Genomic DNA, 11,848 nt, shown 5'->3' on the forward strand with positions numbered 1-11,848 from the left:
GAACGCGGTCCTCGGATTGTCAGTGGCTCGTGCGAAGGTGGAGGCCACTGGGGGAAGCACCACCAAGAAGGGGGGCCGCCATGGCCTGGCACCGGGAGCTGCTGATCGGCTTCGACCTCGAGACGACGGGCACCGACCCGCGCGAGGCGCGCATCGTCACCGGCGCGGTGATAGAGGTCCGGGCCGGAGAGGTCCTGGGGCGCAGGGAGTGGCTGGCCGATCCCGGTGTGGAGATCCCCGCCGACGCGGTCGCCGTGCACGGCATCAGCAACGAGCGCGCGGCGGCGCAGGGGCGGCCCGCCGACGAGGTGGCGGACGCGATCGCCGATGTACTGGTGACGTACTGGAGGACGGGGGTTCCGGTCGTCGCCTACAACGCCGCGTTCGACCTGACCCTGCTCTCCGCGGAACTGCACCGGCACGGGCTGCCGTCCCTGCGGGAGCGGCTGGGGGGACAGGAGCCGGCCCCCGTCATCGACCCGTACACCATCGACCGCTGGGCCGACCGCTACCGGCGGGGCAAGCGGAACCTGGAGGCCGTCTGCGCGGAGTACGGGGTCCCGCTCGACTCCGCGCACGACGCCTGCGCCGACGCGCTGGCCGCGGCGGGGCTCGCCCGTGCGATAGCCGAGCGGCACGCGAAGGTCGCCTCGCTGGGGGCGGCGGAGCTGCATCGGCGGCAGATCGAGTGGTACGCGGCCTGGGCGGCGGACTTCCAGAGCTTTCTGCGCCGCAAGGGGGACGCGGAGGCCGTGGTGGACGGGGCATGGCCGCTGCGGGAGCTGGGGGTCGAGGGGGTTCGGGCCAAGTAGGGCCCGGCGTCCGTCCGCGGGGCCCCGCCGCCGGCGCGGGCGGGCGACACCCACCTCAGAAGGCGGGCGACACGCACCTGGAGAAGGCGGGCGACACCCACCTCAGAACGGGTACCACCGCACCTTGTCGTCCCCGTCCCGCAGGGACGCCACCCTGCGCTCGAACTCCGCCAACGCCTTGGGGTCGGCCGGGGCGTGCTGGGCCACCCACGCGCAGCTCGCCGTCTCGCGGGCACCGCGCAGGACGCCGCAGCCCTCCCATGCGCGCACGTCCCAGCCGTACGCCTCGGTGAACGACGCGTACGCCTCGGCCGGCAGGCCGTAGCGGTCGTGGGAGAGGGCCATGACGACCAGGTCGTGCTCGCGCAGGTCGGCGGAGAAGGTCTCCAGGTCGACGAGGACGGGGCCGTCGGGGCCGACATGGACGTTGCGGGGGAGGGCGTCGCCGTGGATGGGGCCCGGCGGGAGGTGAGGGACGAGCGCGGCCGCGGCCGAGGCGAAGCCGTCCCGGCGCTCGCGCAGATACGCCGCGTCGGCGGGGTCGATCGCGTCCCCGGCCAGCCGCAGCCAGCGCTCCACGCCGCCCAGCAGATCGCGTGGCGGCAGGGCGAAGGGAGGGGAGGGGAGTGCGTGGACGACCCGTAGCAGTTCGGCCAGATCGCGGGGCTCGGCGGGGCGCACCGGATCCGGCATCCGGTGCCACACCGTCACCGGGTGCCCCTCGACGAGCAGCGCCTCCTGGGAGGCCGCCCGTACCGCCGGCACATCCGCGTCGGCGAGCCAGGCGGCGACGGCCAGCTCGCGGCGCGCCCGTTCCAGGAGTTCGGCGTCGCGGCCCACCTTGACCACCAGGTCACCGGCGGCGAACACGGCGTTCTCGCCGAGCGCGAGCAACCGCGCCTCGGCTGCCCGGCCGGGCAGTACGTCCGCCGCGGCCAGTACGTCCCGTGCCCGTGCCTCGTCCATCCCGTCCGCCTCCGTGTCGTCCTGTCGCCGTGTCGCCGTGCCGTTGTGCCGTTGTGCCGTTGTGCCGTTGTGCCGTTGTGTCACTGCGCCGTCGTGTCACCGACGGAGCCGTGTCACCCGTGCCGTGCGGGGGTGCGGTCCGGGGTGTCCGGATCTCGCCCCCCGCCGGTCAGTCTCGCATTCGCCGAGGCCGGACCCGTGTGCGCGGTGCCTTGACGGCGTAGACCTCCTTCACGACCATGACCGAGCCCTGTGCGGGCGCGAACCGTCACGAGCCGTGCGAAGGAGCCGATTACGTGACATGGGGGACCGAGGCGAGCCGCCCGGCGACGAGACGGCCGCGGACCGAGGGGCGCAGGCGGCCGCGGACCGAGGGGCGCGGGCGGCGGGTCGTCGACCACGGCGCCTGGTTCCTGGTGCTGCCCGCGCTGCTGCCGATCCTGATCCTGAGCGTCGGACCGCTGCTGTACGGGATCCTGCTGGCCTTCACCGACGCGCAGTCGGGGCGGACGGAGCCGACCGAGTGGATCGGGACGCTGAACTTCCGGGATCTGCTGCACGACACGCTGTTCTGGGAGTCGTTCCGGATCGGCCTGGTGTGGGCGGTCGGGGTGACCGTGCCGCAGTTCCTGCTGGCGCTGGGCCTGGCGCTGCTGCTGAACCAGGATCTGCGGCTGCGCTGGCTGGCGCGGGCCCTGGCGATCGTGCCGTGGGCGATGCCCGAGGTCGTGGTCGGCGTCATGTGGCGGCTGGTCTACAACCCGGACGCGGGTGTCCTCAACGACACGCTGCGGGACCTGGGGCTGGGCGAGGGCCGGGACTGGCTGAGCGGGCTGGCCACCGCGCTGCCGGCGGTGATCGTCGTCGGGGTGTGGGCGGGGATGCCGCAGACGACGGTCGCCCTGCTCGCCGGGTTGCAGAACACCCCGCGCGAGCTGCACGAGGCGGCAGCCCTGGACGGGGCCGGCGCCTGGCGGCGCTTTCGGACGGTCACCTGGCCGGCCCTGCGGCCGGTGGCGCTCGCCATCACCGCGCTCAATCTGATCTGGAACTTCAACTCCTTCGCCCTGGTCTACGTCCTGACCAGCGGGGGACCGGGCGGCCGCACCCGGCTGCCGATGCTGTTCGCGTACGAAGAGGCGTTCCGCTACGGCCAGTTCGGCTACGCGGCGGCGATGGGCTGTGTGATGGTCGCGGTGATCTCGGTGCTGCTCGCCCTGTTCCTCGTGGGGCGGCTCAGAGGAGGTGACGAGGCATGAGGACCACAAGGGCCGCCCGCGCCGGGCAGTACGTCGCGCTGCTCGCCTATCTGGCCTTCCTCGCCCTGCCGTTCCTCTGGCTGGTCTCCACGGCGTTCAAACCGGCCCGGGAGCTGGCCAAGCTGGATCCCACGTGGGTCCCGAACGACCCGACGCTCGCCAACTTCCGGCAGGCGTTCGACGAACAGCCGCTGCTGCGGGCCGCGTCCAACTCGCTGATCGCGGCCGGGTCGGCCGCGGTGATCGCCGTCCTGGTGGCCACGCCGATGGCGTATGTGCTGGCCCGGCACCGCACCCGGCTGGCGCGGGCGGCGAGCGGGTGGGTGGTGGTCAGCCAGGCGTTCCCGTTCGTGCTGGTGATCATCCCGCTGTTCCTGGTGCTGAAGAACCTGCGGCTGATCGACTCGATGGCGGGGCTGGTCGCGGTGTACGTGGTGTGGGCGCTGCCGTTCGCGCTGTGGATGCTCGTCGGCTACGTCCGGGCGGTGCCGACGGAGCTGGAGGAGGCGGCGGCCGTGGACGGGGCCGGGCGGCTGCGGACGCTGGTGTCGGTGACCGGTCCGCTGCTGGCGCCGGGGATCGCGGCGACCGCGCTGTTCGCGTTCGTCACCGCGTGGAACGAGTTCTTCTTCGCGCTGGTGCTGCTGAAGACCCCGGAGCAGCAGACGCTGCCGGTGATCCTCACCCACTTCATCGGCGCGGAGGGCGTCGCGGATCTGGGCCCGCTGGCCGCCGCCGCCTTCCTGGCCACGCTGCCCTCGCTGGTCGTCTTCGCGATCGTCCAGCGCCGGATCACGGGCGGTCTGATCGCCGGGGCGGTGAAGAGCTGATGCGTACGAGAGTCATCCTGAGCGCGGTCCTGGCCCTGCTGCTGACCGCCGCGTGCACCGGCTCCGGCGACGGTGGCCCGGACGACGGCCGCATCACCCTGCGCTTCCAGTCGCTGGCCTGGCAGGAGGAGTCCGTCGAGGCCAACAAGGAGCTGGTGGCGGAGTGGAACGCGGCCCATCCCCACGTCCGCCTCGAGTACGTCCAGGGCAGCTGGGACAGCGTGCACGACCAGCTGCTCACCTCCTTCGAGGGCGGTGAGGCGCCCGACGTCATCCATGACGCCTCCGACGACCTGGCCGACTTCGCCTACGGCGGCTACCTCGCCGATCTGACGGACCTGCTGCCCGAGCGGCTGAAGTCGGACATCCCGGCCCGTAGTTGGCAGACCACCACCTTCGGCGACGGGATCTACGGCGTCCCCTTCCTCCAGGAGCCGCGGGTGCTGATCGCCAACGCGCGGTGGCTGAAGGAGTCCGGGGTGCGTATCCCGACGCCGGAACACCCCTGGAGCTGGGCGGAGTTCCGTACCGTCACCCGGCGCTTGAGCGGGGACGGCAAGTACGGGGTGGCCTGGCCGCTGAAGGAGCCGGTCTCCGCGACGCTCAACCTGTCCCTGTCGGCGGGCGGCAAGCTCTTCCACCGGGGTGCCGACGGCAAGGTCACGATCCGCTTCCAGGCGGGGGACGAGGTCGTGCCGAGCACCATCCACCACCAGGTCGGCACCGACCGCAGCGCCTCCGGCACCACGCTCGGCAGCGGCGGCTCGGACACGCTGCCGGGGTTCTTCGGCGGGCGGTACGCGATGGTGCCGCTGGGCTTCTCCTACCGTCAGCAGATCGTGCAGCAGGCCCCGAAGGGCTTCGAGTGGCAGGTGCTGCCCGCGCCGGCGGGCGCCGCCGGACTCGCCCAGGGCGTCAGCCCGCAGACGCTGTCCGTCGCCGAGGACAGCCCGCACAAGAAGGAGGCGGCCGCGTTCATCGACTTCCTGCTGCGGCCGCAGAACATGGTGCGCCTCGCCCTCGGCGACTGGATGCTGCCCACCGGCGAACAGGCCCTCGCCGACCCCGCCCTGCGCACCCCGAGGTACGGCTGGGCGACCGGCACCGCGCTCGCCGCGCATCTGCGCCCGGCGCCCGCGCAGTCCGTACGGGGTTATCCGGAGTGGAAGGACAAGGTGGCGACCCCGGCGTTCCAGGAGTACTACAGCGGCGCGATCGGCCTGGACGAACTGCGTGAGCGGCTGGAGGAGGACGGGAATCTGGTGCTGGCCCGCTATCAGCGCTGAGAGGGACCCGTCCGGAAATACGTTGGACGAGACGTCTCGTCTCGTTTAAGCTCGTCCGCATGACGACGAAGCCCGCACACATCGCCATGTTCTCCATCGCCGCCCACGGCCATGTGAACCCCAGCCTTGAGGTGATCCGCGAGCTCGTCGCCCGCGGTCACCGGGTCACGTACGCGATCCCGCCGATCTTCGCCGAGAAGGTCGCGCAGACCGGTGCCGAGGTCAAGCCGTGGCACTCCGTCCTGCCCACCCCCGACGACGACCCGGAGGCATGGGGCAGCACGCTCCTGGACAACGTCGAGCCGTTCCTGGACGACGCCGTCCAGGCGCTGCCCCAGCTGATCGAGGCGTACGAGGGCGACGAACCCGACCTCGTGATCCACGACATCACCTCCTACCCGGCCCGTGTCCTCGGCCACCGCTGGGGCGTGCCGGTGATCTCCCTGTCCCCGAACCTCGTCGCCTGGGAGGGCTACGAGCAGGAGGTCGCCGAGCCGATGTGGGAGGAGCCGAAGAAGACCGAGCGCGGACGGGCGTACTACGCCAGGTTCGAGGCGTGGCTGAAGGAGAACGGCATCGATCTGCACCCCGACCCGTTCGTCGGGCGCCCCGACCGCTCCCTCGTGCTGATCCCCAAGGCCCTCCAGCCGCACGCGGACCGGGTCGACGAGAAGGTGTACACGTTCGTCGGCGCCTGCCAGGGCGACCGTTCCCACGAGGGCGAGTGGCAGCGGCCCGAGGGCGCCGAGAAGGTGGTTCTGGTGTCGCTGGGCTCGTCCTTCACCAAGCAGCCCGCCTTCTACCGGGAGTGTGTCAAGGCGTTCTCCGGGATGCCCGGCTGGCATCTGGTGCTCCAGATCGGCCGGAGCGTCGACCCGTCCGAGCTGGGGGAGATCCCCGACGGCGTCGAAGTGCACTCCTGGGTCCCGCAGTTGGCGATCCTGAAGCAGGCCGACCTCTTCGTCACCCACGCCGGGGCGGGCGGCAGCCAGGAGGGCCTTGCGACCGCCACGCCGATGATCGCCGTGCCGCAGGCCGTCGACCAGTTCGGCAACGCCGACATGCTCCAGGGCCTCGGCGTCGCCCGCCATGTGCCGGCGGAGGAGGCCACCGCCGACACCCTGCGCACCGCCGCGCTCGCCCTGCTCGACGACCCGGAGGTGGCCCGCCGCCTGAAGGAGATCCAGACGGACATGGCCGGTGAGGGCGGCACCCGGCGCGCGGTCGACCTCATCGAGGCCGAACTGCCCGCCTAGAACCCGCCTTTGGGATCAGGGCGGCTGAAAGGACGCTGACTTTCAGCCGACCCGAGCGGGCGCCGCGGCGCCGACCCGATCCGGCGATCCCGTTCCGCGGCAGCCTGTCCGCCCGCGCCGCCGCGGTGGGCCGAACGACAGGGCGGATGCCCGCCGTTCGGCTCGCCCCGGCGCCGCGCCGGGCCCTGCCCCACGCCGTGTGGTGTAGAGTCCGACCGATTTCCCGCAGGAGCCGGCCATCCGCCCACCAGGGCCCGGCGCCCCGCTGTCGCGGGCGGCCGCATGGCTTGCCGCGGATCGAAAGCACTCGCCGCCCGCTCGGGACCTCCCGGCCCGCGAGCCCTACCGGCCGGCCCGCTCAAGCCTCCCTCGAAGTCCGCTCGAACTCCCCCCGGCGCCGGGGGCAAATCCCGCCCCCGGCGCGGCTCCTCCCTGCATGATGCAATCACAACACAGGGGGAGGGCAGGCGAGTTGAGTCTGGACGGACGGATATCCGGCCCCGGCGGCGGCCATGGCCACGCCGTGGTCATCGGGGGCAGCTTCGCCGGGCTCACCGCGGCGCGGGCCCTGGCCAACTTCATGGACCGGGTCACCGTGATCGAGCGCGACTGGGTGCCGAGCGGACCCGGCCGGCGCCGGGGCGTGCCCCAGGCCCGGCACACCCACACCCTCACCACAGCCGCCCAGCACGGCCTGGAGCAACTGTTCCCGGGCATCACCGAGAACCTCACCGACGCCGGGGCGGAACGGATCCGGATGCCCCTGGACATGCTGCTGCTCGGCCCCGCCGGCTGGCTGTCCCGCTTCGACTCGGGCCTGTCGGTGCTCAGCGCCGGCCGCGACCTGATCGACGCGGTCCTGCGCGACCGGCTGCGCACCGACCCCAAGGTGGCCTTCTTATCCCAGCACGAGGCCGTCGCCCTGGAGCCCGGCCCCCAGGACACCGTCACCGGCGTCTGGGTGCGCGAACGGGACCGCAAGGCACCCGACGGCCTCGGTGCCCGGCGGCTGGTTCCGGCCGACTTCGTGGTGGACGCGAGCGGACAGGGCTCCCGCGCCCCCGAGTGGCTGGCCCAACTGGGCTACCGGCCTCCGCGGGAGACCGTGGTCGCCTCCCCGACCACCTGCGCCACGGCCCTGCTCGCCCCGCCCGTCGGCCACTTCTCCGACTGGAAGAGCCTGCTGCTCATGGCCTCCCCGGACAATCCGGGCCAGGGCATGCTCCACCCCGTGGAGCGCGGCCACTGGTCGGTCACCGTCTGCGCCGGCGACGGCAGCCGGCCGCCCACCGACCGCGAGGGCCTGCTGCGCGCCGCCGGGGCGTTGCGCCACCCGCTGCTGAGCGAGGTCGTCGAGGCCGCCACCCTGCTCGGCCCCGTCTACGGCTGGGGCCGCACCGAGCACCGCTGGCGGCACTACGAGGAACTGCGCCGCTGGCCCGACCAGTTCCTCGTGGTCGGCGACGCGCTCGCCACCTTCGACCCGGTCCATGGCCAGGGCATGACGAGCGCGGTCGAATGCGCCCTCGTCCTGGACCAGTTGCTGATCAGCCACGGCACCGCCGTCGGGCTCGGCCACCGGCTGCGCCAGGCGGTCGCCCACCGCCTGTCCCCGCTCTGGCGGCTGAGCACACACCGCCTGGTCACCGCGGGCGGCGGGACCGGCCGGCCGCCCGGACTGCGCGCCCGGATCGGCAGCCGGTACACGGCCCGGATCGCGGCCGCCGCCACCACCGATCCGTACGCGGCGACCCTGCTGCTCAGACAGCTCCAGACCGCCGCGCCGCCCGCCGGGCCGCTGCGTCCGGCCGTGCTCCTGGCCGCCCTGCGCGGCCCCCGCGGCGAGGTGAGCCTGCCCAGCTCCACGCACGGCGCCGCGGCCCTCGGCCGCCGCTCCGGCACCCCGGTGCCACCGGTCTACGGGCCGCCCCCCGGCCGGCGGCCCCGGCCGCGGGCCGGGCGCGACGCGGCCGTGCCGTTCACCTCCGGCACCGGTTCCGCGCCGGAACTGTAGACGCGGCAGGGCCCGTCGGCTCTCCCGGAGACCGACGGGCCCTGCCGCGCAGCGGGTCGTCAGACCCGTACCGGCTCCCCCTCGCGGGCGTCCGGCGCGGTGACCGCCTCCGGTGCCTCGTCGTGGGTGAGGTCGGGCAGGCGGTGCAGCCACTTGGGCAGGTACCAGTTGCGCTCACCTAGCAGGGCCATGACCGCCGGGAGCAGCACACCGCGGATGATCGTGGCGTCGATGAGGACGGCGGCCGCAAGGCCCACACCCATCTGCTTCATCGACTGCATCGACAGCGTGCCGAAGATCGCGAACACCGCGACCATGATGACGGCGGCGCTGGTGACGACGCCCGCGGTGGTGACCACACCGTGCGTGATCGCGTCCTTGGTCGTCAGCCCGCGCAGCTTGGCCTCGCGGATCCGGGACACCACGAACACGTGGTAGTCCATGGACAGGCCGAACAGGATCACGAACAGGAACAGCGGCAGCCAGGTCACGATCGCGCCGACGCCCTCCGCGCCCACCAGCGAGGCGCCCCAGCCGTGCTGGAAGACGGCGACGAGGATGCCGTAGGCCGCGCCCACCGACAGCAGGTTGAGCACGATCGAGGTGATCGCGATCGTCAGCGAGCGGAAGGACAGCAGCATCAGCAGGAAGGCGAAGACCACCACGAAGACGAAGACCGGGGCGACCGAGCCGGCCAACTGGTCGTTGAAGTCGGCGGATCCGGCGACCTGTCCGGTGACCGGCGCCTGCACGCCCTCGACCTTGCCGAGCGTCGCGGGCCGCACCTCGTCGCGCAGCTTGTCCAGGCTCTCGGTCGCCTTGTCCATGTCGGAGCCGCCGACCAGCGGGACGTAGACGAAGGCGAGGTTCTGCTCGTCGTGCAGCTCGATCTCGACCGGGCCCCGCGAGGCGCCCGAACTGATCGCCTGCTCACGGAAGGCGGCGAGCGCGGACTTCACCTCGGGGGCGTCGATGTCGTCGGCCTTGACCACGACCTCGGCCGGGTCGCTGCCGCCGGGGAAGGCGTCGTTGAGCCGGTTGTACGTCTGGACGATGGGCAGCGAGTCGCCGAACTCCTGGTCCAGGGTGAGCTGCTGGGTCTTCATGCCGACCGCGGGCGCGGCGACGGCGAGCAGCGCGCCGGTGGCCACCACCACGGAGACGACCGGCTTGGCCAGCACGCCCTTCAGCACGGCGGTCCAGAAGCGGCTCTCGCTGCTCGCACCCTTGTTGCGGCGGCGTACGAACGGGATGCGGCCCTTCTCCACGCGCTCGCCCAGCAGCGACAGCAGGGCCGGCAGCACGGTGACCGAGCCGACCATGGCGACCGCGACGACCATCAGCGAGGCCAGGCCCATCGCCTCGAACTCGGCGAGACCGGTGAACAGCATGCCCGCCATCGCCACGCACACGGTGACACCGGAGACCACGATGGCCCGGCCGCTGGTGGCGGCGGCGATCCGCAGCGCGGTCTGCGCGTCCTTGCCCGCGGCCCGCTCCTCACGCTCGCGGCGCAGGTAGAACAGGCAGTAGTCGACGCCGACGGCCATGCCGACCAGCAGCATCACGGAGCTGGCGGTCTCGCTCATCGGCTGGAGGTGGCTGACGACGCCCATCAGGCCCATCGTCGCCATGATCGCGGTGATCGCCAGGGCCACCGGCAGCAGCGCGGCCACCAGGGCGCCGAAGGCGATCAGCAGGATGCCGAGGGCCACCGGCACCGCGGAGTACTCGGCCTTCTTGAAGTCGTCGCCGAAGGCGTCGTCGAACGTCTTCATCATGCTGGCGCCGCCGATCTCCTCGATCCGCAGCGACTCGTGGTCCTTCTGGACCTCCTCGACGGCGTTCAGCACCGGCTCCACGCGCTCACCGGCGGTGTCCGACTCGCCGCGCATGTCGAACTGCACCAGCGCGCTGCGGCCGTCCTCGGAGATCGTGTCCGTGTCGTACGGCGACTTCACGTCCGTGACCTCGCCGGTGCCCTCGACGGCCTTGACGACCGCGGCGACAGCGGCACGGAACTCGGGGTCGGTGGCCTTGACGGACCCGTCCTTCGACTGGACCAGGACGGTCTCACTGGCCGGCTCCTCGATGCCGGCGTCCTCGATGATCTTGGCGGCGGTGTGGGTCTCGCCCTTCAGCTGGTCGCTGTCCTTGACCTCGACCTGGCCGGCTGCCGAGCCGAGCCCCATCGCCAGTACGACGAACAGTACCCAAATCCCCACGGCCGCCCATCGATGGCGGGCGCTCCAGCCGCCGGCCCGCGCGGCCAGACCACGCACCCTCGTCTCTCCGTTCCCCATGACGGGCTTGCCCCCTTGTGAGCGGTGGCAGCCCCCTGCCGCCACCTTTCGATTCGAAGGTATGGGGCGGATAAAGGCATCTCGTCGTGCTGGCCGGTGACCTGTGGCCGGATCGGATCATCCGCACGGACCCCCGTCGTCTCCCCTTCGGGGAGGAGAGTGCCCCCTACATCTGTTCGATGTCCTCGGGGGAGCCGATCAGGGTGCAGACACCCGGTTTGTACTTACGAAACCTTGTTGAACAAGTCACAGACGCGTGTAGGTGTTGATCCCCGCACCCCGATCGGACAGAGTTTCGCGAGGCCGCCGCGCCCGCCCCCACGGGGCGCGGCGGCCCCAGAGGGTGTCTCGCCGATCATGCCGGGCTCCCGGCGCCTAGGGTGTGTCCATGACGACGTATGCGGCTCTGCTGCGCGGGATCAACGTGGGCGGCAGCAGAAAAGTCCCCATGGCCGAACTGCGCACCCTCATGGAGGGGCTCGGGTACGGCGGGGTGCGGACGTATCTCCAGAGCGGACAGGCCGTGTTCGGCAGCGGACACGGGGACGAGGACAGCCTCGCCGGCGAGCTGGCCGCCGCGATCGAGAAGCACTTCGGGTTCGCCGTCGACGTGATCGTGCGGGACCACGCCTATCTGAGGGCGATCGCCGAGAACTGCCCCTTCCCGGCCGCGGAGTTGGAGCCCAAGCAGCTCCACGTCACCTACTTCTCCGCCCCCGTCACCGAGGACCGCTTCGCGGAACTCGACCGCGCCGCCTACCTCCCGGAGGAGTTCCGTCTCGGCGACCGCGCCCTGTACCTGTACGCACCGGACGGCCTCGGCCGCTCCAAGCTGGCCGGCGACCTGGCCCGGCCCCGGCTGAACAAGGGGCTGATCGCCACCAGCCGCAACTGGAACACCGTACTGAAGCTGGTGGAGCTCACCCGGGAAGAGTGACCCTTCTCGTGCGCCTCGGTCAGTGGCGCGTCCCGGCGCTCGCGCAGGCACCGCTCGTCGATCGCGCACGCGACGGCCCCGCCCTGATGGACGATCAGATTCCTGACGGGCTCGGCGCGTTCGCCCGGTCGACGTACAGCGTGTGCTTCGGACGGCCGTCCGTGCCGGGGCCCCACGGCTGCGGC

Annotated in this window: 9 protein-coding genes; 7 read left to right on the top strand and 2 right to left on the bottom strand. The window is 72.3% G+C overall.

Features of this window, described 5'->3' with window-relative positions; all coding sequences use genetic code 11:
* The first annotated feature begins 80 nt into the window (after positions 1-80).
* Positions 81-812: a 3'-5' exonuclease gene (locus ACSU6M_RS26490; protein ID WP_437072865.1), complete on the top strand. Its 732-nt coding sequence runs from the start codon at positions 81-83 to the stop codon at positions 810-812.
* 102 nt (positions 813-914) lie between these two features.
* Here the strand turns inward: ACSU6M_RS26490 and ACSU6M_RS26495 are convergent, their stop codons facing one another.
* Positions 915-1,778, bottom strand: a complete 864-nt coding sequence (locus tag ACSU6M_RS26495) for a phosphotransferase enzyme family protein (protein WP_437072867.1) — start codon at positions 1,776-1,778, stop codon at positions 915-917.
* A gap of 296 nt (positions 1,779-2,074) precedes the next feature.
* On the opposite strand from ACSU6M_RS26495, the gene ACSU6M_RS26500 reads away from it, so the two are divergent.
* The 5 genes from ACSU6M_RS26500 (at position 2,075) to ACSU6M_RS26520 (ending at position 8,423) form a co-directional block, all read left to right on the top strand.
* Positions 2,075-3,037 (top strand): carbohydrate ABC transporter permease, encoded by a 963-nt coding sequence (locus ACSU6M_RS26500; protein WP_437072869.1) that lies wholly within the window; start codon positions 2,075-2,077, stop codon positions 3,035-3,037.
* On the top strand, positions 3,034-3,867 hold the full coding sequence (locus ACSU6M_RS26505; protein ID WP_437072871.1) for a carbohydrate ABC transporter permease: 834 nt from the start codon (positions 3,034-3,036) through the stop codon (positions 3,865-3,867). The genes ACSU6M_RS26500 and ACSU6M_RS26505 overlap by 4 nt, the downstream gene beginning before the upstream one ends.
* Positions 3,867-5,153, top strand: a complete 1,287-nt coding sequence (locus ACSU6M_RS26510) for an extracellular solute-binding protein (protein WP_437072873.1) — start codon at positions 3,867-3,869, stop codon at positions 5,151-5,153. Before ACSU6M_RS26505 ends, ACSU6M_RS26510 begins: the two co-directional genes overlap by 1 nt.
* Positions 5,154-5,212: 59 nt before the next feature.
* Positions 5,213-6,409 carry a glycosyltransferase gene (locus tag ACSU6M_RS26515; RefSeq protein ID WP_437072875.1) on the top strand — a complete coding sequence of 399 codons (1,197 nt, stop codon included), beginning with the start codon at positions 5,213-5,215 and terminating at the stop codon, positions 6,407-6,409.
* 472 nt (positions 6,410-6,881) lie between these two features.
* Positions 6,882-8,423 carry an FAD-dependent oxidoreductase gene (locus ACSU6M_RS26520; RefSeq protein ID WP_437072876.1) on the top strand — a complete coding sequence of 514 codons (1,542 nt, stop codon included), beginning with the start codon at positions 6,882-6,884 and terminating at the stop codon, positions 8,421-8,423.
* Between the two features lie 59 nt (positions 8,424-8,482).
* Here ACSU6M_RS26520 and ACSU6M_RS26525 read toward each other — a convergent pair whose 3' ends face one another.
* A complete protein-coding gene (locus ACSU6M_RS26525; RefSeq protein WP_437072878.1) occupies positions 8,483-10,726 on the bottom strand; it encodes an MMPL family transporter in 2,244 nt (747 codons plus the stop codon).
* Positions 10,727-11,114: 388 nt separating this feature from the next.
* On the opposite strand from ACSU6M_RS26525, the gene ACSU6M_RS26530 reads away from it, so the two are divergent.
* Positions 11,115-11,663, top strand: a complete 549-nt coding sequence (locus ACSU6M_RS26530; RefSeq protein ID WP_437072880.1) for a DUF1697 domain-containing protein — start codon at positions 11,115-11,117, stop codon at positions 11,661-11,663.
* Positions 11,664-11,848: the final 185 nt, after the last annotated feature.

It is taken from the genome of Streptomyces sp. enrichment culture, from assembly GCF_964272895.1.
Classification (GTDB): domain Bacteria; phylum Actinomycetota; class Actinomycetes; order Streptomycetales; family Streptomycetaceae; genus Streptomyces.